The sequence below is a fragment of the Duganella sp. CF517 genome, from assembly GCF_900110275.1.
Taxonomy (GTDB): Bacteria; Pseudomonadota; Gammaproteobacteria; order Burkholderiales; family Burkholderiaceae_D; genus Rugamonas.
On sequence record NZ_FODC01000001.1, the window covers coordinates 1,274,325 to 1,297,017 of the forward strand.

General features: G+C 63.9%; 17 protein-coding genes. 9 read left to right on the forward strand and 8 right to left on the reverse strand.

Translation table 11 applies throughout. From position 1 onward, the window contains the following. The first annotated feature begins 16 nt into the window (after window positions 1–16). The 6 genes from BMX85_RS05505 to BMX85_RS05530 all read left to right on the forward strand — a co-directional run bounded on the left by BMX85_RS05505 (window position 17) and on the right by BMX85_RS05530 (window position 7,571). Entirely contained in the window at window positions 17–1,006 is a 990-nt protein-coding gene (locus BMX85_RS05505) for a malate dehydrogenase (RefSeq protein ID WP_090314625.1), read from the forward strand. A 150-nt stretch (window positions 1,007–1,156) separates the two neighbouring features. Next, the gene (locus BMX85_RS05510) at window positions 1,157–2,155 is read left to right on the forward strand and encodes an HpcH/HpaI aldolase/citrate lyase family protein (RefSeq protein WP_090314626.1); all 999 of its coding nucleotides are present in this window, start codon (window positions 1,157–1,159) and stop codon (window positions 2,153–2,155) included. Next, window positions 2,155–2,673: a hypothetical protein gene (locus BMX85_RS05515; RefSeq protein WP_090314627.1), complete on the forward strand. Its 519-nt coding sequence runs from the start codon at window positions 2,155–2,157 to the stop codon at window positions 2,671–2,673. Before BMX85_RS05510 ends, BMX85_RS05515 begins: the two co-directional genes overlap by 1 nt. 112 nt (window positions 2,674–2,785) lie before the next feature. After that, complete coding sequence (acnA, locus tag BMX85_RS05520; protein ID WP_090314628.1) at window positions 2,786–5,494, forward strand: aconitate hydratase AcnA; 2,709 nt, start codon at window positions 2,786–2,788, stop codon at window positions 5,492–5,494. A gap of 215 nt (window positions 5,495–5,709) precedes the next feature. Next, a complete protein-coding gene (locus tag BMX85_RS05525) occupies window positions 5,710–6,045 on the forward strand; it encodes a hypothetical protein (protein ID WP_143067901.1) in 336 nt (111 codons plus the stop codon). Window positions 6,046–6,299: 254 nt separating this feature from the next. After that, on the forward strand, window positions 6,300–7,571 hold the full coding sequence (locus BMX85_RS05530) for a DUF2863 family protein (RefSeq protein WP_090314630.1): 1,272 nt from the start codon (window positions 6,300–6,302) through the stop codon (window positions 7,569–7,571). A gap of 25 nt (window positions 7,572–7,596) precedes the next feature. Here the strand turns inward: BMX85_RS05530 and BMX85_RS05535 are convergent, their stop codons facing one another. From BMX85_RS05535 to cphA (BMX85_RS05560), 6 genes are all read right to left on the reverse strand, one after another. Next, window positions 7,597–7,890, reverse strand: a complete 294-nt coding sequence (locus BMX85_RS05535; protein ID WP_090314631.1) for a hypothetical protein — start codon at window positions 7,888–7,890, stop codon at window positions 7,597–7,599. A 28-nt stretch (window positions 7,891–7,918) separates the two neighbouring features. Then, window positions 7,919–8,383: a CYTH domain-containing protein gene (locus BMX85_RS05540; protein WP_090314632.1), complete on the reverse strand. Its 465-nt coding sequence runs from the start codon at window positions 8,381–8,383 to the stop codon at window positions 7,919–7,921. A 2-nt stretch (window positions 8,384–8,385) separates the two neighbouring features. Next, window positions 8,386–9,513, reverse strand: coding sequence for a M14 family metallopeptidase (locus tag BMX85_RS05545; RefSeq protein ID WP_090314633.1), 1,128 nt, complete (start codon window positions 9,511–9,513; stop codon window positions 8,386–8,388). A 168-nt stretch (window positions 9,514–9,681) separates the two neighbouring features. Beyond that, window positions 9,682–11,145 carry a catalase gene (locus BMX85_RS05550; protein ID WP_090314634.1) on the reverse strand — a complete coding sequence of 488 codons (1,464 nt, stop codon included), beginning with the start codon at window positions 11,143–11,145 and terminating at the stop codon, window positions 9,682–9,684. Window positions 11,146–11,249: 104 nt separating this feature from the next. Next, a complete protein-coding gene (gene cphA / locus BMX85_RS05555; RefSeq protein WP_090314635.1) occupies window positions 11,250–13,820 on the reverse strand; it encodes a cyanophycin synthetase in 2,571 nt (856 codons plus the stop codon). Between the two features lie 28 nt (window positions 13,821–13,848). Next, a complete protein-coding gene (cphA, locus tag BMX85_RS05560) occupies window positions 13,849–16,026 on the reverse strand; it encodes a cyanophycin synthetase (protein WP_090314636.1) in 2,178 nt (725 codons plus the stop codon). 336 nt (window positions 16,027–16,362) lie between these two features. Between cphA (BMX85_RS05560) and BMX85_RS05565 the strand changes: the two genes are divergently transcribed. Both BMX85_RS05565 and BMX85_RS05570 read left to right on the forward strand, forming a co-directional pair. Next, a complete protein-coding gene (locus tag BMX85_RS05565) occupies window positions 16,363–18,636 on the forward strand; it encodes a cyanophycin metabolism-associated ABC transporter (protein ID WP_090314637.1) in 2,274 nt (757 codons plus the stop codon). Window positions 18,637–18,659: 23 nt separating this feature from the next. Further along, window positions 18,660–19,130, forward strand: a complete 471-nt coding sequence (locus BMX85_RS05570; RefSeq protein WP_090314638.1) for a cyanophycin metabolism-associated DUF1854 family protein — start codon at window positions 18,660–18,662, stop codon at window positions 19,128–19,130. 180 nt (window positions 19,131–19,310) lie between these two features. Here BMX85_RS05570 and BMX85_RS05575 read toward each other — a convergent pair whose 3' ends face one another. Beyond that, window positions 19,311–20,342, reverse strand: coding sequence for a hypothetical protein (locus BMX85_RS05575; protein ID WP_090314639.1), 1,032 nt, complete (start codon window positions 20,340–20,342; stop codon window positions 19,311–19,313). A 268-nt stretch (window positions 20,343–20,610) separates the two neighbouring features. Between BMX85_RS05575 and BMX85_RS05580 the strand changes: the two genes are divergently transcribed. Beyond that, the gene (locus BMX85_RS05580) at window positions 20,611–21,075 is read left to right on the forward strand and encodes a hypothetical protein (protein ID WP_090314640.1); all 465 of its coding nucleotides are present in this window, start codon (window positions 20,611–20,613) and stop codon (window positions 21,073–21,075) included. A 6-nt stretch (window positions 21,076–21,081) separates the two neighbouring features. Here the strand turns inward: BMX85_RS05580 and BMX85_RS05585 are convergent, their stop codons facing one another. Further along, window positions 21,082–22,683, reverse strand: a complete 1,602-nt coding sequence (locus BMX85_RS05585; RefSeq protein WP_090315254.1) for an oleate hydratase — start codon at window positions 22,681–22,683, stop codon at window positions 21,082–21,084. Between the last annotated feature and the right edge of the window lie 10 nt (window positions 22,684–22,693).

Genomic DNA, 22,693 nt, shown 5'->3' on the forward strand with positions numbered 1-22,693 from the left:
ACTTTGGAGATTCATCATGGCTAAAACCCCAATGCGTGTTGCTGTCACCGGCGCCGCCGGTCAAATCGGTTACGCTCTGCTGTTCCGCATCGCCAACGGCGACATGCTGGGCAAAGACCAGCCGGTCATCCTGCAACTGCTGGAAATCGCCGACGAAAAGGCACAGAAAGCCCTCAAGGGCGTCATGATGGAAATCGACGACTGCGCGTTCCCGCTGCTGACCGAAATGACCGCCCACTCCGACCCGATGACCGCCTTCAAGGATGTCGACGTCGCCGTGCTGGTCGGCGCCCGTCCGCGCGGCCCTGGCATGGAACGCAAGGACCTGCTGGAAGCGAACGCCCAGATCTTCACCGTGCAGGGCAAGGCGCTCGACGCCGTCGCGTCGCGCAACGTTAAAGTGCTGGTGGTCGGCAACCCTGCCAACACCAACGCCTACATCGCCATGAAATCGGCGCCGTCGCTGCCGGCCAAGAACTTCACCGCCATGCTGCGCCTGGACCACAACCGCGCGCTGTCGCAAGTGGCCGCCAAGACCGGCACCGCCGTGAAAGACATCGAGAAGCTGACCGTGTGGGGCAACCACTCGCCGACGATGTACGCCGACTACCGTTTCGCCACCGTCGGCGGCAAGGCCGTCAAGGACCTGATCAACGACCAGGAATGGAACGCCAACGTGTTCCTGCCGACCGTCGGCAAGCGCGGCGCCGCCATCATCGAAGCGCGCGGCCTGTCGTCGGCCGCGTCGGCCGCCAACGCCGCCATCGACCACGTGCACGACTGGATGCTGGGCACCAACGGCAAGTGGACCACGATGGGCGTTCCGTCGGATGGTTCGTACGGCATCCCGGAAGGCACCATGTTCGGCTTCCCTGTCACCACCGAAAACGGCGAATACAAAATCGTCCAGGGCCTGGAAATCGACGCCTTCTCGCAAGAGCGCATCAACCTGACCCTGAAGGAACTGACCGAAGAGCGCGAAGGCGTCAAGCACCTGCTGCCGTAATCTTCCCTCGTGCATTAAGTGGAACCGGTTAAACCACCGATCCGCCGCACCCGCCGCGCTGCCGAGAGCAGCGCGGCTGTTGTTCAGCCCGTATCAGACCTATCCGCCACACCAGCCATTCAGCCAACCGCCATTCCAGACCACACCCGCATGCACCCATCCGAGGTTTTATTCCAGGGCAATCGCCAGCCGCTGCTGCTGCCGGCCTGCGACCACTACGCCGGCTCCGAAAAGCTGATGCGTAAATCGATCGCTCTGCAACAAGAACTTGGCCCGCTGTTCGACATCACGCTCGACTGCGAGGACGGCGCCAGCGCCGGCAACGAGGCCGCCCACGCGCGCCTGGTGGCCGAGCTGCTGGCCTCCGACGACAACAAATTCAACCGCATCGGCGCCCGCGTGCACGACGTCGGCAGCCCGTTCTTCGCCCAGGACGTCGAGATCATCTGCGCCGCCGCCCAGCGCCTGGCCTACCTGGTGCTGCCGAAGGTCCACGGCGCGCAGGAAGTGCTCGACGCCATCGTCCTGATCAACCGGCACGCCGAACAAGCCGGCCGCAAAGACCTGCCGATCCACGTGCTGATCGAAACCCACGGCGCGCTGCGCCAGGCCTACGACATCGCCGCCATTCCGCAAGTGCAGTGCCTGTCGTTCGGCATCATGGACTTCATCTCGTCGCACTACGGCGCCATTCCCGGCGCGGCCATGCGCACGCCAGGCCAGTTCACGCATCCGCTGGTGGTGCGCGCCAAGCTGGAAATCTCGGCCGCCTGCCACGCGCACGGCAAGGTGCCGTCGCATAACGTCACCACCGAGATCAAGGACACCGCCGTCGCCGCCAACGACGCCCAGCGCGCCGCCGCCGAATTCGGCTACACGCGCATGTGGAGCATCCACCCGAACCAGATCAAGCCGATCATCAAGACCTTCACGCCGCGCCTCTCCGAAGTCAACGAGGCGGCCGCCATCCTGCTGGAGGCGGCGGCCGGGCAATGGGGGCCGATCGCGCAAAACGGGCGCTTGCACGACCGCGCCAGCTACCGATATTATTGGACCGTTTTACAGCGCGCCAAACTGGCCGGGCTGAGCTTGCCCGAGTCGGTGGCCGCGCTGATGAACCCCGCCGACCACCCACTGGAAACAAACTGATGTCGATCTCCAAACTATTCCTGGCCTGCAGCCTCGCGCTGGCCTCGCTGTCGCTCGCCGCCGGCGCCCACGCCGCCGCGGAAACCACCAAAACCCCGGTCAAGAAGGCCGTGAAAAAATCCGCCAAGAAGGCCGCCAAGCCGGTGGAGGAAGCCGTGCCGAAGACCCCGGACGAGGAAGCCGACGAACCGGCCGTCACCGATTCGGCCGTCACCGAGTTCGACTGCGAACTGGGCAACAAGATCACGATCTACGCCAACACCACCGACGAGTCGCACATCGCGCTGCGCTGGAAGAAGCGGCTGCACCGCCTGACGCGCGTGGGCACGACCACCGGCGCCCAGCGCTTCGAGAACAAATTGTACGGTTTGATCTGGATCGGCATTCCGGCCAAGGGCATGCTGCTCGATTCCAAACTGAACCGCCAGCTGGCCAACGAATGCCGCAACGCCGAACAATTGAAGCCGGTCGTCACCTCCGACGCGGAGCCGACCAGCGTCAAGACCACGGTCCAGTAACACGCAGTCAGTAAAACTTAATACAGCACGGTTCCAAAACGGGCGCGCCGCCACGGGCGCTTGCACAACGTAGTACTTCAACAAATAGACGATACCCACTGAAGGAGAGGTCATGTCCCGCAACACTCTGAACACGCTTAAGGATTTCAACATTTCGGGCAAGAAGGCGAAGTTCTATTCGCTGCCTGCACTGGAGAAGAGCCTGGGCGCCAAAATCTCCCGCCTGCCGGTATCGATCCGTGTTGTGCTGGAATCCGTGCTGCGCAACTGCGACGGTAAGAAGGTCACCGAAGAGCACATCAAGCAGCTGGCCAACTGGAGCCCGACCGGCGAGCGCACCGACGAGATCCCGTTCGTCGTCGCCCGCGTGGTGCTGCAGGACTTCACCGGCGTGCCGCTGCTGGCCGACCTGGCCGCGATGCGCAACGTCGCCTACAAGATGGGTATCAACGCCAAGAAGATCGAGCCGCTGGTGCCGGTCGACCTAGTGGTCGACCACTCGGTCACCATCGACCACTTCCGCGAGCCTGGCGCGCTGGACCTGAACATGAAGCTGGAATTCTCGCGCAACAACGAGCGCTACCAGTTCATGAAATGGGGCATGCAAGCGTTCGACACCTTCGGCGTGGTGCCGCCGGGCTTCGGCATCGTCCACCAGGTCAACCTGGAATACCTGGCGCGCGGCGTGCACAAGGATGCGGCCGGCGTGTACTACCCTGATTCGCTGGTCGGCACCGACTCGCACACCACCATGATCAACGGCATCGGCGTGGTCGGCTGGGGCGTGGGCGGCATCGAGGCCGAAGCCGGCATGCTGGGCCAGCCGGTCTACTTCCTGACCCCGGACGTGATCGGCGTCAACCTGACCGGCGTGCTGCGCGAAGGCTGCACCGCGACCGACCTGGTGCTGACCATCACCGAACTGCTGCGCAAGGAAAAAGTCGTCGGCAAATTCGTCGAGTTCTTCGGCGAAGGCACCGAGACGCTGTCGGTCACCGACCGCGCCACCATCGCCAACATGGCACCTGAATACGGCGCGACGATGGGCTTCTTCCCGGTCGACGACGCCACCATCGAATACTTCGAAGGCACCGGCCGCACCAAGGCCGAAATCGACGCCTTCGCCGCCTACTTCAAGGCGCAGGGCATGTACGGCGTTTCGAAAGCCGGCGATATCGACTACACCCGCGTGGTGGAACTGAACCTGACCAGCGTCACCCCTTCGCTGGCCGGTCCGAAGCGTCCACAGGACCGTATCGAAATCGGCAACGTGAAAAACAACTTCACCGAACTGTTCTCGAAACCGACCACCGAAAACGGCTTCAACAAAAAGCCGGAAGACCTGACCAAGACCTACACCACCACCAACGGCGTGGACGTGAAGAACGGCGACGTGCTGATCGCGGCGATCACCTCGTGCACCAACACCTCGAACCCGAGCGTGCTGCTGGCCGCCGGCCTGCTGGCCAAGAAGGCCGTCGAAGCCGGCCTGACGGTCGCCCCGCACATCAAGTCGTCGCTGGCCCCCGGCTCGCGCGTGGTCACCGAGTACCTGACCGCCGCCGGCCTGCTGCCATACCTGGAGCAACTGGGCTTCGGCGTGACCGCCTACGGCTGCACCACCTGTATCGGTAACGCCGGCGACCTGACCCCGGAACTGAACGCCGCCATCACCTCGAACGACATCGTCGCTTCGGCCGTGCTGTCCGGTAACCGTAACTTCGAAGCGCGGATCCACCCGAACATCCGTTCGAACTTCCTGGCCTCGCCACCGCTGGTGGTGGCCTACGCCATCGCCGGCAACATGACCGTCGACCTGATGACCCAGCCGGTCGGCAAGGGCACCAACGGCAAGGACGTGTACCTGGGCGACATCTGGCCGACCTCGAAAGAGATCGCCAAGCTGATGAAGTTCGCGATGAACTCGAAAGTGTTCAAGACCAACTACGCCGACGTCAAGGGCAACCCGGGCAAGCTGTGGGAACACGTGTCGACCACCGAAGGCCAAGTGTACAACTGGCCGGCGTCGACCTACATCGCCGAGCCGCCGTTCTTCGACGGCTTCGAGATGACCCCGAAAGCGGTCGCCACCGGTATCGAAGGCGCGCGCGCGCTGGGCGTGTTCGGCGACTCGATCACCACCGACCACATCTCCCCTGCCGGCTCGATCAAGGAAGACGGTCCCGCGGGCAAATGGCTGCTGGCCAACGGCGTGCTGAAGGCGGACTTCAACTCCTACGGCTCGCGTCGCGGCAACCACGAGATCATGATGCGCGGCACCTTCGCCAACGTGCGTATCAAGAACAAGATGATCCCGCCAAAAGCGGACGGTTCGGCGGTTGAAGGCGGCATCACGATCCACCAGCCGTCGGGCGAACAGCTGTCGATCTACGACGCGGCGATGAAGTATGTTGCCGAAGGCACCCCGACCATGGTGTTCGGCGGCGAAGAGTACGGCACCGGCTCGTCGCGCGACTGGGCGGCCAAGGGCACCCAGCTGCTGGGCGTGAAGGCCGTGATCGTGCGTTCGTTCGAACGTATCCACCGCTCCAATCTGGTCGGCATGGGCGTGCTGCCGCTGCAATTCATCGGCACCGACAGCGTGGAATCGCTGGGCATCACCGGCAAGGAAACCTACGACCTGAAGGGCCTGGAAGGCGACATCAAGCCGCAACAGCTGGCCACCTTGGTGATCCACCGCGCCGACGGCTCGAGCCAGGAAGTGCGCGTGCTGCTGCGTATCGACACCCCGATCGAAGTCGATTACTACAAGCACGGCGGTATCCTGCCATTCGTGCTGCGTCAGCTGCTGGCTGCTTAATCCGCCGGTCTCACGCTAAAGGCACCCTGCCCGCTTCGGCGGCAGGGTGTTTTTTTTCGTCCCGCATACCCTGTCGGGAAGAACGTGAAAGGTGTTGGGAGAAAAGCAATCGCCGTCGTACACTGGTCGAACTTTCCTGGCGGCCACCGTTTCAGCGCCCCACCGTAATCCACCATTGGAAACAGACTATGTCGAGAAAGAGGCACCGAAATCACGTGTCCGCGCCCAAGCCAGCCAATCCGGGCGCTGACACTCCGTCGCAATCCACGCCGAACGGTCAGCCGGTGCCAACCAGCATGCCTGCGCTGGTGTCGCTTGTCGTGTTGCTGGCGGCTATCGCGCTTACGGTGTGGGTTGGAAAAGACCTGTACGCGATTGTTGTCGAAGGCGAGATATGCAGACCTCGGTACCGCTGTCAAACATGGTCATCCAACCCGGTGTCGCTTGGCGTTCAGTGCCTGGGTTTTACTCTGCTCATGACGATTTTCGTGGGTTTGGCGTATGGCGCGCTGAAATTGCTGATGGGATCGGCGAACGACGATCCCGCATGACGAGCTTGCTCTCGAACCTCCTGGCCGGCGATGACGGCGGCGCGGGCGGACGCGTTGGCGTCCGCGTAAAGGCAACGGCCCTGTCCATGCGCCGGCAGCAAGGCCGGCGGTGGCGCGCGGACTTGTTTTCCGCCCCGCTGTCCCGAACTAATACGGGTTAGCCGGGCGAATCAACTACAATACGTGTCATAAGGGTTATCATCTGCATGACTGATCCGCTTTTTTCACTAATTTTATAAGACTCTTATTGCGCTATGCGTCGTCCATCTAAAGATTCATCCCATAAATTGTCTGTCGAAAGCCAGCGTCTCGTCACCTACGCCCAGGCGGTCGGTCAGGCGGCCAGCCGGCTCGAAGAGCGGTCGTGGGAACACAACCTCGATGCACAGCTCCAGAAACTTCTCAAAACCGGCCATCAGGACACCATCGACGCCACGCTCAACGCGCTGTTCAAGGAAGACTTGAACGCCTACGACGTGCTGATGGATGGCGTCGAAGCGGTCAGCGAATCGAGCAGCATCACCATCGACACCGCCGACGGCGTGGCCAAGCAATACGACGTGCTACTGGTGGCCGCGCCGATCCTGGCGTGGACCCGCTTCTCGATCGCCTCGGGCGCGATCCCGGCCGACATCCTGCAAACCTTGTCGGCGCATTTCAGCGCCCACCTGCTGGCCGACGGCACGCGCATGGCGATGTCGCCGACCTTGTTCTCGATCGACCAGCTGCCGCGCAGCCACGTCGAGACCTACGGCAAGGTGCACAAGCTGGCGCAAGCCGCGATCAAGGGTACCGTGCTCAAGGCCGACACCAAGGTGCCGGAGACGGCGCCGTTCCTGGCCGATACGCGCTACCTGCTGGTGGCGGTGGTGGCACCGGCCGGCGCCCCGCTGTTCCGCTGGCAGATGCCGTCGAATCAAAGCAATTTCGCCAACGAGCGCGCCACCGCGCTGGAGCAATGGCGCGAGCAGGTCACGCCGACGGTCACCCGTCTGCTGCCGGGCTGCGGCATCGAGCTGCTGCTGCCGGAGGCCTACTACATGGCGTGCCGCGAGGCGGACAAACTGATCCGTCCGGTGTCGATCCGCGCCGCCGTGCACTACCTGACGCATACCCTGGCGGTCGAACCGTCGGAGCTGCGCGCGGTCATCGCCGGCTTCGGCGAGGAAAACGCCGACGGCCAGATCGACGAGTACCGCGTGGCGTTCACGCAGCGCTCGACGCCGGACGTGATCTACGGCGTGGTGTGGCCGCTGTACGGACAGGAAGACGAGGAAGGCACGCCGCCGGAAGGCCCACTGCAAGGCGGTCCGGGCGGCGTGGTGCAGAAGCCGGTGACGCCGGTGGAAGAGATCGTCGAGCACCTGAACGCCGCCGGCATCACGCAGATCAAGAAGCACGCGGAACGCTATGTGGCCGAGTTCTGCGATGATTGCGGCGCGCCGTTGTTCGCCGACCCGGTCGGCGAACTGGCGCATGCCGAAATGCCGGAAGACGCGCCCAGCGGCACCGAGCATTTCCATTAATAAAAAAAGCCCTTCGGGGCTTTTTTTATTTTGGCGTTGGTTGTGGTTGTGGTTGTGGTTGCGGAAGATACATGACAATTGGCGCCTGGCGCTGCGGTGCGGGCTGCGCCGCCGGCCGCGTCTCGAACGATCTGCTGGCCGCGAAATACAAGCCGCCGAACCCAATGAACATGCCGATCATCGATGCCACCATCCAGCGGTAGCCCTCGGCCGACATCTTATGCATTTCAGCGCGCAAGACCTCGATATCGGCCTTCGTCGCTAACGTCGGCACGATTGCATCGATATGCGCCTTGAGCGCTGCAACTTCGCTGTCCATACCATCAGCCTAGACCACATCCGGCCCACTACCAAGCCGAAAACGGGTGCTTGATCAGGCTCGAATTGAGGTAGCGCAGGTCGTCCGTGACTTCCTGCGCCACCCACTCCGGCTTGTCGAACGCCTGGTCCTCCGAGCCCAATTCGATCTCGGCCACCACCAGCCCGGCGTTGGCGCCGAGGAACTCGTCGACCTCCCACACATTGCCGGCGAAGTCGATGCGGCGGCGGTATTTTTCAATCAGCGGCTGCTCGCACAGGCCGTCGAGCAGCTCGGCCGCGTCGGCCATCGGGATCGGGTACTCCCACTCGCCGCGCGTGGCGCCGACGTTGCGGCCCTTGATCGTCATCACCGCCCGCTCGCCCTCGATGCGCACGCGCACCACCCGCTCCTTATGAGACGACAAATACCCCTGGCGAAAGAACACCGGCTCGCCAAGGGACTTCCACGCGTCGCCGCGCACCAGGAACTTGCGCTCGATCTCGACGCCCACGATCAGTAATCGTCCAGCGACAGCAGGATCGGCTGCAGGATCGCCGCGCCGAGCGCCGCGCTGCGCGCACCGTTCCAGCCCACGTGCGGATCGGGCAGATCGGCGTTGTCCTTGAACGGCATCTCCAACGTCAGCGCCAGGCAACCGAAGTGGTGGCCAACATACTTGGACGCCAACGTCAGCATGTCTTCCTTGTACTTGCTGGCCGCGTAGCCGACCTTGTCCTGGAAGTCCGGGCTGGCGTTTTTATAGCGGTCGATGAAGGCCTGCTGCTTGGCGCGGCGCTCGTCGCTGAAGTTCTCCAGCATCTCGTTACCGGCCACGAAGTTGTACGGCAGCGCCTCGTCGCCATGGATATCGAAGAACATGTCGATGCCGGTCTCGTGCATCTTCTGCTTCACGTACAGCACTTCCGGGCTGCGCTCGGCCGATGGCGTCATCCACTCGCGATTGAGGTTGGCGCCGGCGGCGTTGGTGCGCAGGTTGCCGCGCACCGAACCGTCCGGATTCATGTTCGGCACGATGTAGAACACGCAGCGCTGCAGCAGCTTGCGCGAGATGGGGTTCGAGTCGTCCAGCAGCGTATCGATCAGGCCTTCGATGAACCACTCGGCCATCGACTCGCCCGGATGCTGGCGCGCGATGAACCAGATTTTCTTTTCCGCTTCCGGCTTGCCGATGACAACCAGGTTCATGTCGCGGCCGTCGACGGTGCTGCCCAGATCGAGCACGCGCGCCAACGGATTCTCCGCCACTTCGCCCAGCAGGCGCAGATGGCGCTCGAACGAATACGGCTCGAAGTAGGCGTAGTAGACGCTGTCGAGGTCCGGCGTGTGGCGGATCGTCATGACGGCGCCGTCGAACGTGGTCGGCACGCGGAACCAGTTCTCGCTATCGTAGCTGGCCACGGCCTGGTAGTTCTCGTAGCCCTTGGCGTAGGTCGCCTGGCCGGCGTTGAGGAAGCGCATCGTCACCTGCTGGCCGCGCGCGCCCTGCAGGCGGAAGTGAAACCATTGGTGGATGTCCGCGTGCGAGTCCTTGCGCAGATTCAGTTCGATGGTGGCGGCGCTGTCGGCGCGCAGCACCTCGATGGCGCCGGAGTCGAAGTTCTGGCTGATTTTGATGGTCATGTCGATCCAATATAAGTGAATACCGATGACGCTATTTTACCAGCCGTGGCGCGTAAAGATCCGTAGGGCGGATTAGGCGGAACGCCGTCATCGGCCATGCATGCGACGCCGGCGGCGCATGCATTGGCCGATTACGCTGCGCTAATCCGCAGTGCGCGACTCCCCGGCTCAGGCCAGGTCGACGCCCTTGGCCTTGAGCGCCGCCCGCACGCCCGCGCCGTATGCCGGATCGGCCTGGTCGAAGTGAGCCAGCTGGCGGGCGATGATCTCGGCGTTCACCTGGCTCAACGGACCTGCGATGTTGTTGAACAGGTTGAGCTTTTCCTCGGCCGGCAGCAGGCGGAACAGATTACCGGCCTGCGTGTAATCGTCTTCCTTGCCGCGACCGTCATAGCGCGCCGCGCCGCCGTCCAGCGCCAGCGCCGGTTCGCCGTTGCCGAGGCCTTGCGGATTGCTGCCGTTCGAGTCGACCGGCTGGTAGTTACGCGCCGAGCCGCCGTTGGCGATCGCCATCGCGCCGTCGCGCTGCTGGTTGTGCACCGGGCAGCGTGGCGCGTTGACCGGCAGGTGCTGGTGGTTGGTGCCGACGCGGTACAACTGGGCGTCGTGGTAGGCGAACAGGCGCGCCTGCAGCATCTTGTCCGGCGAGTAGCCCAGGCCCGGCACCACGTTTGACGGCGACAACGCCGCCTGCTCCACTTCCGCGTGGTAGTTCAGCGGGTTGCGGTTCAACTCGAACACGCCCACCGGAATCAGCGGGAAGTCCTTGTGCGGCCACACCTTGGTCAGGTCGAACGGGTTCCAGCCGGTGCGCGCTTCCCACGCGGCCAGTTCCACCTCCGTCGCTACCTGCAGCTTCACCTCCCACTGCGGGAAGTCGCCGGCGGCGATGGCGCCGAACAGGTCGCGCTGCGCGTAGTCCGGGTCTTCACCGGCCAGGCGGCTCGCCTCGGACGCGGGCAGGTTCTTGATGCCTTGCTTGGTCTTCAGGTGCCATTTGCAGTACACACGCTCGCCGGCATCGTTGATCAAGCTGAAGGTGTGGCTGCCGAAACCGTCCATGTGGCGGTAGCCGTCCGGCGTGCCGCGGTCCGAAAACAGCATCGTCACCTGGTGCAGGCTTTCCGGGGTCTTGCTCCAGAAGTCGAACATCATCGTCGGCGACTTCAGGTTGGTTTGCGGGTCGCGCTTTTGCGTGTGGATGAAGTCCGGGAACTTGATTCCGTCCTTGATGAAGAACATCGGCGTGTTGTTGCCGACCAGGTCCCAGTTGCCTTCTTCGGTGTAGAAGCGCATGGCGAATCCGCGCGGATCGCGCTCGGTGTCGGCGCTGCCCTTTTCGCCGCCGACGGTGGAAAAGCGCACGAAGGTATCGGTCTGCTTGCCGATCGCCGAGAACAGCTTCGCCTTGGTGAATCTGGTGATGTCGTGGGTGACGGTGAAGGTGCCGTAGGCGCCCGAACCTTTGGCGTGGACCACGCGCTCCGGAATGCGCTCGCGGTTGAAGTGCTGCAGCTTCTCGATCAGGTGGAAGTCCTGCAGCAGCAACGGGCCGCGCGGGCCCGCGCTGATGGAATTCTGGTTGTCGGCGACCGGGATGCCGGACGCGGTGGTGATAGGTGGCTGGCTCATGCTTGGGTCCTCGTTGATAGTATGGGACTATTGTAACGAGGCAAATCCATAGTTCAAAGCTATATAAAACTATGGATTTGATAGCCAAAGACAATAAGCCGTGCTTACACCTCCGCGATGCGTTTGGCGATGTGCGCCAGCGCGTCTTCCACCTGGTCGATCAGGATCAGGCACAGGTCGCCCTCGCCCAGGCGCGCCAGCGCCGTGTCGATGGCCAGGAACTCGCCGTAGATTTCCTGCACGTGCGAGGTGCGCGGCGCGCCGTCCAGGCCGGAACGCAGCAAGGCCACCACTTCGCCGTCGACCCGTCCGCGCTGGCACTGGTCTTCGTACAGGATCACGTCGTCGAAGGCGCGGCCGAGGATCTCGGTCTGCTGCGTGATGTCCTGGTCGCGGCGGTCGCCGGCGCCGGAGATCACCACCGCGCGGCGCTTGGCCGGCATGGTCTCCACCGCCTGCACCAGCGCCAGGATGGCGTCCGGATTGTGGCCGTAGTCGGCGATCACGGTCGCGCCCTTGTAATCGAAGACGTTGAAACGGCCCGGCGCGTTGTCCGAATCGTTGGCGAAGGTCTTCAGGCCGAGACGGATGGCGTCCCAGCTGATGCCCACGCCCCACGCGGCGGCCACCGAGGCCATCACGTTTTCGACCTGGAAGCCGATCGCGCCGTTGCGGGTGATCGGCACCTGCGACAGCGCGATCTTGTTCAACTCCTTGCCCTCGGCCGCGACGATATGGCCGTCCTCGACGTACACGGTGCGGCTGCCCTGCGCGCGATGGGTGGCGATCACCGGGTGGCCGCGGTCGGCGCCGAAGAAGATCACCTTGCCGCGGCAGGTGGCCGCCATGCCGGCGACGATCGGATCGACCGCGTTGAGCACCGCGAAGCCGCTTTCGGAGACGTTTTGCACGATTACGCGCTTGAGCACCGCCAGGTCTTCGACCGTGGTGATGTAGTTCAAACCGAGATGGTCGCCGCTGCCGATGTTGGTGACCACCGCCACCTGGCAGCGGTCGAAGGCCAGGCCTTCGCGCAGCACGCCGCCGCGCGCGGTTTCGAACACCGCCGCGTCGACATCGGGATGCAGCAGCACGTTGCGGGCGCTGCGCGGACCGCTGCAGTCGCCGCTGTCGGTCTGGCGGCCTTCGATATACACGCCGTCGGTGTTGGTCATGCCGGTGCGCAGGCCGCTGGCCGTCAGCAGGTGGGCGATCAGGCGCACGGTGGTGGTCTTGCCGTTGGTGCCGGTGACGGCGACCACGGGAATGCGGCCGTTCTCGCCCGGCGCGAACATGGTGTTGACGATCGCCTCGCCAACGGCGCGGCCCTTGCCGTACGACGGCGCGATGTGCATGCGCAGGCCGGGGGCGGCGTTGACTTCGACCACGCCGCCGCGCTGGTTGTCGAACGGTTGCAGCACGCCTTCGCACACCACGTCGACGCCGCAGATATCGAGGCCGATCATTTGCGCCGCCTCGACCGCGCGCGCCGCCACTTCAGGGTGCACGTCGTCGGTGACGTCGGTGGCGGTGCCGCCGGTCGACAGGTTGGCGTTGTTGCGCAGGATGACGCGCTGGCCCTTGGCCGGCACGGAGTCGGCGTCCAGGTCCTGCAGCGCCAGGCGCGCCAGGGCGATGTCGTCGAAACGGATCTTGGTCAGCGAGGTCGAATGACCGCTGCCGCGGCGCGGATCGGCGTTGACGATGTCGACCAGCTCGCGCACCGTGTGGGTGCCGTCGCCGACCACTTGCGGCGGATCGCGGCGCGCGGCGGCGATCAGCTTGTTGCCGATGACGAGCAGGCGGAAATCGTGGCCCGGCAGGTAACGCTCGACCATGATGTCGTCGCGGAATTCGCGCGCGGTGTTGAAGGCCTGCGCCAGATGCTCCTTGGTCATCACGTTGACGGTGACGCCCTTGCCCTGGTTGCCGTCCTTCGGCTTGACCACGACGGGCAGGCCGATCTCCTGCGCGGCGGCCCAGGCGTCCTCGATATCCTCGACCGAGCGGCCGATCGGCACCGGCACGCCGGCCGCGTGCAGCAGCTTCTTGGTCAATTCCTTGTCCTGGGCGATCGCTTCGCCGATGGCGCTGGTGCTGTCCATTTCCGCGGCCTGGATGCGGCGCTGCTTCGAGCCCCAGCCGAACATCACCATGCTGCCCTCGGTCAGGCGGCGGATCGGAATGTCGCGGGCGATGGCGGCGCTGACGATGGCGCCGGTGCTCGGGCCCAGGCGCACGTCCTCGTCGAGGTCGCGCAGTTCGTTGAGCGCGCCGGTCAGGTCGAACGGGGTGTCGGCCAGCGCGGCGTTGATCAGGTTTTCGGCCAGGGTCACGGCCAGCAGGCCGACCGCCTCCTCGGTGTATTCGACCACGGTCTGGTAGATGCCTTCTTCCAGCGTGGCGCTGGTGCGGCTGAAGGTGACCGGGCAGCCGGCCTGCGCCTGCAGGCTGAGGGTCGCCACTTCCAGCACGCGGGCCATCGGCACGGCGTCGGCGCGGCCGGTCGTGCGCAGCGCGCCGATGGCCGGGAAGCGCGCGTGCAGGCGCTGCTCGAAACCGGGCAGCAGCGCGATCGACTGCTCTTCAGGCGGGCATGAGACGATGACTTCGACCGCCGTGTGATGGCTCCAGAGATTGGGGCCGCGAAGGGCACGGGTGCGTTTAACTTCCATAAATCTTCGTGTTCTTTCAGTGAAGTTATCAGTGATGGATGCGCTTCGGATTCGCATCGAAGGTGCGCAGGCCGGCGCCGATCAGATCCGGCGTCAGTCCCAGCGCCCAGCCGGCGGCGATGGCGGCCAGCACGGCTTCCGGCGGCACCAGCGGCGACAGCGGCAGGCTCGCCACCTCGTCGTGGCCCCGGGCCATGACGATGCAGCTCATGTCGCCCCCTTTGCGGTGGAACACCACGCGCTCGCTGTCCTGGCGGTGAGCGGCGATGGCCGGCAGGTGCTCGTCGACGCCGTAGAAAATCACTTCGCCATCGCACAGGCGGGCCATGTCGACGACCTGTTCGTCGGCGGCGTTGAGCACCGCCACGCCGCTCGGCAGGATCACGTCGACCTGGGTACGCAGCACGCCATACAGTTTGTCGGCGCTATCGATATAGAACTCGCCCAGTTCCCCGAAGTCGCTGACGTCGGTGACCACGCCCACCGCGCATTTGTCGTAGGCCAGGCCCTCGGTCAGGATCATGCGCGCGCTCGATTCGAACACCGCCGCCTCGACGTTTTTGTTCAACAGCAGGCGCTCGCCGGTTTCCCAGTCGCTAAAGCCGTCGCGCGGCAGCAGGCGGCCGTTGACGAACAAACCGTCGGCGCAGGTCAGTCCGACCTTCTTGCCGCTGATTTGCAGCAGCCAGGCGATCAGGCGCGACGCCATCGTCGTACCGTGCTTGCCGGCGATGCCGACGATCGGCATGCGGCCGCTCTCCTCCTGCGCGAACAGGTGGTCGACGATCGCCTCGCCGACGTTGCGCGGCTCGCCGTTGGCCGGCTTCAGGTGCGCCAGCAAACCCGGGCTGGCGTTGACTTCGATGATGGCGCCACCCTGCTCGTGCAGCGGACGCGAAATATCGGAGGCCACCAGATCGATGCCGGCGATATCCAGGCCGACCACGCGCGCGGCCAGGGTGGCCATCGCGGCCACCTGCGGGTGCACCCGGTCGGTGACGTCGGTGGCGACGTTGCCGTTCGGTTGGATCAAGACCTTCTGGCCCTCCAGCGGCACCGATTGCCACGTCATGCCCTGGCGCTCCAGCTCCAGAATGATCTCGCCCGATTCGTGCGGCTTGACCACGCCCAGCGGCGCGTCCTCGACTTCGCCGCGGCGCGGATCGGTGTTGATCTGCGTATTGCACAACTCGAGGATATTCTGCTTGCCGTCGCCGACGACCCACAGCGATTCGCCGCCGGCGGCGGCGATCAGGCGCTTGCCCACCACCAGCAGGCGGTGCTCGTCGCCGGGAATGAAGCGTTCGACGATGACGTTCTTGCTGCCGCCCTTTTGCGCCGCCAGGTGATAGGCCTTGGCCACATCGGACTGCGTCATCAGGTTGAGCGAGACGCCGCGTCCGTGGTTGCCGTCGTACGGCTTGACCACCACCGGCACGCCGATGTCCTCGGCCGCCTGCCACGCCGCGTCGGCGCTGGTGACCAGTTCACCTTCGGGCACCGGCACGCCGCACGATGCCAGCAAGCTTTTGGTCAGGTCCTTGTCGCTGGCGATGCCTTCGGCGATGGCGCTGGTCTGTTCGGTTTCGGCGGTCCAGATGCGGCGTTGCGCGGCGCCGTGGCCCAGCTGCACCAGGTTGCCGTCGGTCAGACGGATCGACGGGATTTTACGGTCGGTGGCGGCATCGACGATGTTGGCGGTGCTCGGCCCCAGGCACAGCGACTCGACCATGTCGGTCAGCTCGGCCACCTTGGCGGCCAGGTCGTACGGGCGGTCCTCGATCATCGCCATCAGCAGGTCGCGGCCCGCCTCCAGCGCGGCGCGGCCGACCTGCTCCTGGCGGGTGCGGAACGCCATCTTGTACAAGCCGGTGTCCTCGCCGATCTGGCGCGTCTTGCCGAAACCGGTCTTCATGCCGGCCAGGTTCTGCAACTCCAGCACCACGTGTTCGAGGATGTGGCCGGCGTAGGTGCCGTCGCGCAGGCGCTCGAGGAAGCCGCCGACCTCGCCCACGCCGCAGCGGTGCACGATCAGGCCGGGCAGGATCGCGGTGAGGCGCTCGTACAAGCCCGGCAACAAATTCGACGGATATTTTTCCAGTTCGCCAATATCCAGCCACGCCTCGATCACCGGGCGATAGGTCCAGATGTTGGGACCGCGCAAATGGGTTACGCGGAGGACTTCAATGTCTTTCTTCTTGGTCATGTTTCTATTCTTGTGTCTTTGTTATCAGCCGTGGCCAGCCTGCGCCGTATTTTAAACCCGTACCACCGCTTCCCGCCAAATCGTATTTGGCCCACCCCGTAGCTTGACCAAGTTCATCACGTCCACCGACCCCGATGTCTGTGCGTTATACTTGCCGCCAGTACAAAAGCCCGGTTTATTTCTGGCGCGAGTCAAATGTCCGACTCGACTGTTGATGCACTGACAGAATACTGTAAATAATTACTTATACCAGCCGCAACACCTTATTGGCAAAGCGATTGTTGTAGAGTGCCGATGCTAGTTTCACCATTTTTTCGACCCGGAGTAAGCCGCACGATGACAACCCAACAACTTTCCACCGTCTCCAGCCTTGGCGAGCTTCCCGAACGCTGGCGCTCCGAGATACAGGCACAGCTTTCCAAAGAGGAAAACGTTGTAAGTGCCCTGGAGGTTGACCTGGATCAGCAACTTCGTTTCGCCAAGGGCGTCATCGTCGTCACCGCCACGCGCCTGCTGGCGCGCGCGCCGGGCCAGGAACAATGGCAATCGTGGCCTTTTTCGCATGACCTGACGCTGCAGCACCACGACCACGCCGGCGTCGGCCACCTGGAGCTGATCGGCGCTGGCGGCCGCCTGGCGGCGTGGCGCTTCACCCTGGGCCAGAACCTCAACGCGATCCGCCTGGTGGAAGCCTTCTCGGCGCACCTGGACAGCCACGCCAGCGGCGTGCCGGTCATCGTCGAAGAAAAAAGCATCTGCCCGAGCTGCAAGGCGCCGCTGGACCCGGACCAGGAGGAATGCCCGGTCTGCACCAAGGTGATCTACACGCCGCCGTCGACGTGGACCCTGTTCCGCCTGTGGCGCTTCGCCAGGCCGTACAAATTCCAGCTCGCGCTGGGCTTCTCGCTGATGTTGCTCAGCACCGGCGCGCACATGATCCCGCCGTACCTGACCATCCCGCTGATGGACAATGTGCTGATCCCGTACCAGAACGGCAAGCCGGTCGACACCTCGATGGTGGCGCTGTACATGTCCGGCCTGGTCGCCTCGGCGGTGATGGCGTGGATCCTGGGCTGGGCCAAGACGTACGTGCTGGCGCTGGTGTCGGAGCGCATCGGCGCCGACCTGCGCACCGAAACCTACGACCACCTTTTGCGCCTGTCGCTGGAATACTTCGGCGGCAAGCGCACCGGCGACCTGATGTCGCGCATCGGCAGCGAGAGCGACAGGATCTGCGTGTTCCTGTCGCTGCACCTGCTCGACTTCGCGTCCGACTGCCTGATGATCATCATGACCGGCGTGATCCTGTTCTCGATCGACCCGTGGCTGGCGATCTTCACGTTGCTGCCGCTGCCGTTCATCGCCTGGTTGATCCACGTGGTGCGCGACCGCCTGCGCCAGGGCTTCGAAAAGATCGACCGGGTATGGGGCGAGGTCACCAACGTACTGGCCGATACCATCCCCGGCATCCGCGTGGTCAAGGCCTTCGCGCAGGAGACGCGCGAAGCGGCGCGCTTCCGCACCGCCAACCAGCACAACCTGGCCGTCAACGACAAACTCAATAAAATCTGGTCGCTGTTCTCGCCGACGGTATCGTTCCTGACCGAACTCGGTCTGCTGGTGATCTGGGTGTTCGGCATCTACCAGGTCTCGAAGGGGAATATCACCGTCGGTGTGCTGTCGGCGTTCATCGCCTACTCCAGCCGCTTCTACGGCCGCCTGGACTCGATGAGCCGCATCGTCTCGGTCACGCAGAAATCGGCGTCGGCCGCCAAGCGCATCTTCGACATCCTCGACCACGTGTCGTCGGTGCCGGAGCCGGCCAACCCGGTCAAGCTGGCCAAGGTCGACGGCAACATCACCTTGCGCGAAGTCGGTTTCCGCTACGGCAACCGCGCCGTCAACCGCGGCATCAGCCTCGATATCAAGGCCGGCGAGATGGTCGGCCTGGTTGGGCACTCGGGCTCCGGCAAATCGACACTGGTCAATCTGATCTGCCGCTTCTACGACGTCTCGGAAGGCGCCATCATGCTCGACGGCGTCGACATCCGCTCGTTCGCGGTGTCGGACTACCGCCGCAACATCGGCCTGGTGCTGCAGGAGCCGTTCCTGTTCTTCGGCACCATCGCCGAGAACCTCGCCTACGGCAAACCGGATGCGACGCGCGAAGAAATCATCGCCGCCGCGCGCGCCGCGCACGCGCACGAATTCATCCTGCGCCTGCCGCAGGGGTACGACTCGATGGTCGGCGAGCGTGGACAAGGGTTGTCGGGCGGCGAACGCCAACGCATCTCGATCGCCCGCGCGCTGCTGATCGATCCGAAGATCCTGATCCTCGACGAGGCCACGTCCTCGGTCGACTCCGAGACCGAAAAAGAAATCCAGCGCGCGCTGGAAAACCTGGTGAAGGGTCGCACCACGATCGCCATCGCCCACCGCCTGTCGACGTTGCAAAAGGCCGACCGCCTGGTGGTGCTCGATCGCGGCGTGGTGGTCGAGGAAGGCTCGCACGACGTGCTGATGGAGCGCGAAGGCGCCTACTACCGCCTGTATCAAGCGCAAGCCCGCAATGTCGACACCGACATGGGCGACAGCGGCGGCAAGGAATAACCAGGGAAGCAACTGAGAACCACATGACGACGACAAAATTTGAACTGGTACGCAATCCCTTCGGCCGGCTGGTGCTGACGACCGGCGAAGGCGCCGTGCACGAAGGCGTGGCGGCGGTGCGCGCCTTCCCGGTGCAGGCGCCGGAGGACGGCATCGCGCTGGTTAGCGGCGACGGCAAGGAAGTGGCATGGATCGACCGCATCGAAGAGCTGCCGCAGCAGATCGGAGAGCTGGTGCGCGAAGAGCTGGCGAGCCGTGAATTCATGCCCGAGATCTCGCGCATCGTCGACGTCTCGAGCTTCGCCACGCCGTGCACATGGACGGTGGAGACGGACCGTGGCGACACCGAATTCGTGCTGCGCGGCGAAGAGGACATCCGCCGGCTGACGGTCGACACGCTGCTGATCTCCGACATCCACGGCATCCACTACCTGATCCGCGACGTGCGCGAGCTCGACAAGCACGGCAAAAAAATCCTCGACCGCTTCCTCTAACCCCGGGGTCAAGTCTGGCATTCGGACACAGGCTCTACCATACCCCCCGGGGTCAAGTCTGGCATTCGGACACAGGCTCTGCCGTGATGCGGTTTTACAGATAAGCTCGTGTCCGAATGTCAGACTTGACCCCGACGTTTAGATAAGCTCGTGTCCGAATGTCAGACTTGACCCCGACGTTTATGACTGCTGGAGCTTTGCGCGGACCGCATCGATGAAGGCGTCCGGCTTGTCGATGCCGATGCAAATCCGCGTCACCACTTGCTCGCGTCCGGCGAACCCGGGAAGCCGGCTGCCCGGACGCAATCGGATCTCCACGTTGGCGCCGCCGAACTGGTACAAGCGAAGCACACCGCGCTCGCGCGGGACGTACCCGCCGCGACGCGAGATCGACTCCACCATCCAGTATGGAACCACGCGGTCCGCGGCAAACACGCCATAGCGTATCAACAGCGCATCCTTATCGAGCGACACCGGCCGCCAATGCGTGGCGCGGTACTCCGCCACGATGTACAGCATGGACCACAGCGTCAGTCCATCGACGATCCACGCCAGCACAGGCTTGACCGCGACCAGATGCAGCAGCAAGTGCGATAGCGGCATCTCGAACAGCAGCATCATGATCACCGCGATCTGGTTGGACGCGTTGCCCTCGTTCTTGTCGTAGCTGAAGTGCTGCTCGCCGCGAAGGCGCAACTGCGAACCCTTGCGCATGAACAGCCCGTAATACCAGATGCGCGCTTCGAACAAGGCGAACCAGCCGGTGGCGCCGCGCCCAAGCCGCCCTCGGATGGTCTGCTCCATCGCCTCATCGACGTCACCGCCCATGCGCGCGAGCGCACGTATCTTACGGACCAGGAAAACCAGGACATACAACTCGAGCGCCGCCTGCAGCGCGATATACAGGGGCCACAAGCGTTCGACGCCGCGCCAGATCACCTTGCCTTCGTCGGGGATCATCAGGCTGCCGAACCACAAACTCAACGCGGCGAAGGTCAGCCATCGCAGAAAAAACGCCTTGGGCGACGGGCGAAACATGAAATAGTAAAGCAGCGGGAAAGTGATCACCAGATCTGCCAGCAGCGGCCACTCGGCGATGTCGCGACCGAAATCGTTGCCGACGAACGGCACGCGCAACAAGGCGTAGTGCCCGGCCATCGCCACCAAGACGATTAAACCGAACACGCTTTTCCGGTTGATGCCCGTCATCATGCCAGCCTCGCTACTTTATTTGAACTCAGCAAGTCTAGCATTGAATGCAACAGGCTGCCGACGGCTGACCTGCCGCAATGCGCCACCATAAACTGCTTGCATGATGTAATCGGGCGCCGGTGGCGGCTGCGGAACGGCCTACAATGAAATGCCTCGATTCGAAGTCGCATCAGCCGCCCCGCCCGGCCCCTAAGCGCAAGCCGCGCAAGCCTGCGCCGCCGCCGATGCCCGCGCCGGTGCCGCCTCCCAAGCAAAAAGGGAACTAGTCATGGATGAAACCAAGGAAGAATTGCAGTTCAGCCCGCGTTATGCGCAGCGGCTCCGCCAGCGCACGGCCCGCCTCTACCGGCGCCTGCGAACCACGCTGACCTTCATCAGCTTGCTTGCCGGCAGCAGTGCCGTCGCGGCACTCGCCGCACAGTTGCCCGTGCCGTCCGCATGGCTGTTGGGCGTATTCGCCATCTTCGGCTGCATCAATCTGGCGCTGCGCCCGGCGGACAAGATCGCGGCCAACGAGGCGGACGTGCGCAAGTACGGCGCATTGCTGGCGAAGGTCAACATGGTAGATGCCGCCAAGCTTCGACAGATGCTCGACGAGGCACGGCTATCGGACACCGCCGAAATCGAACCACTGCGTCCCGTCGCCTACAACGACGTCGTGTTGGAGATCGACGAACCGGAAGCGCTGATCCCGCTAAGTCCGATGCAAAAGCTGATGGGCGCCCTGGCCTAGCCGCGGCTACGTGAAGGCCTTGATCAGCGCGTCGAACTTGACCCCGAGCGACTGATCATGATGGCTGACCGGCGGCACCGCGCGCTTGACGTCGAGCAGCTGGTACACCGCCATCTGCGCCGCCCGCACCGAGTATTCGACCGTGAACACCACGTCCTCCGGCACCTCGACGAACTGGCTGACAAAGGCCAGGTTGCGCGAATTGGGCGGCACGGGCAACGGCCGGTCGCTGCGCAAACGCGGCATGAACATGCTGGTGATGTACGGCATGCGGCACGGGATGCAGTTGGCCGTCTCCATCACCTCCATGTCGAAGTTCAGGTGCCCGCACAACTCGCGCAGAATCTCCTCGCCGGTGCAGTCGGCCATCGGCTTGGCGACGAAATTGCCGATGCGGTCCGGATGCAGCGAGTAGCCCCAGAACACCTGCACGCCCGCCGGCTGGCCGGCGAAGTGCGGCTGATGCGCCAGCACGATCGACAGCAACCAGTTGGAATCCTTGAACGTCACCAGCCCGCCGGTTCCGGCCACGTTGCCGCTAAAGCGCTCCATGCGGTCGAAGAACCTCGGGTCCTTCAACGTCACCGTGAACGACTCCCACCACGACTCCGGAATGCTGGAATTGAAAGCGGCCGGATTGCCGAACTGCGGCCGGTCAACCGCCAGCTTCTCCCACAGCGCCCAGCCCTGGCTATCACGCTTGTCCAGCTTGGGCGGCGCGCTATGCATGGTGCCGTGGCTGGAGGCGTCGGTCATCGAGCCGTTCTGGAAGAACACCAGGTCGTGCGGCGCCACCGCGATCGTTTCGGCCACGCCTTCGCGCGTGCAGCGGATCGCCGTCACGGTCAACACCCCGCCCTCCTCCATGATATCGAGGTCGTCGACCTTGCAGTTCCGGACGATGCGCACGCCCTGCTCCTGCAGCCAGTGCTGCAACGGCCGCACCAGAGAATCGTACTGGTTGTAGACGGTGCGCTTGACGCCGGCCAGCGTTTCGATACGCGAGAACTCCATCATGAAGCGGTGCAGATAGCGCTTGAACTCCACCGCGCTGTGCCACGGCTGGAAGGCGAACGTGGTGGCCCACATGTACCAAAATTTGGTGTCGAAGAATTCCGGCGAGAGCCAGTCGGTGATGGCACTGTCGCCGAGCTTTTCCTCATCGGCTTCGGTCAGCGCCAGCAGCTCGGTGCGGTCCTTCATCGAAAAGCCCATCGACGTCACATCGACCCGGAAGCGGTTGCGGTCCACCAGCCGCGCCTTCGAGTGCGATTTGTGCATCTCGTTGAAGGCGATGGTTTCGTCGTACACGGTCTGCCCGGGATGCTCGAGCGAGGGGATGCTCTTGAACAGATCCCAGGTGCATTCGTAGTTATCAGTGGTGAACATGCGGCCGCCGCGCAGCGTGTAGCCGCGCTCCGCGTCGCCACCGCCATCGAGGCTGCCGCCAACCAGCGGCATCGCCTCGAAGATCGTGATATTGGCGCCCTGGACGCCGGCGTCGCGGATCATGAAAGCGGCCGCCGACAACGAACCGATGCCCGCGCCGACCAGATATGCCTTGATGGAACTCATGTCTACATCCTTTATCGATTGAGATGAGACCATCATAGTTCGC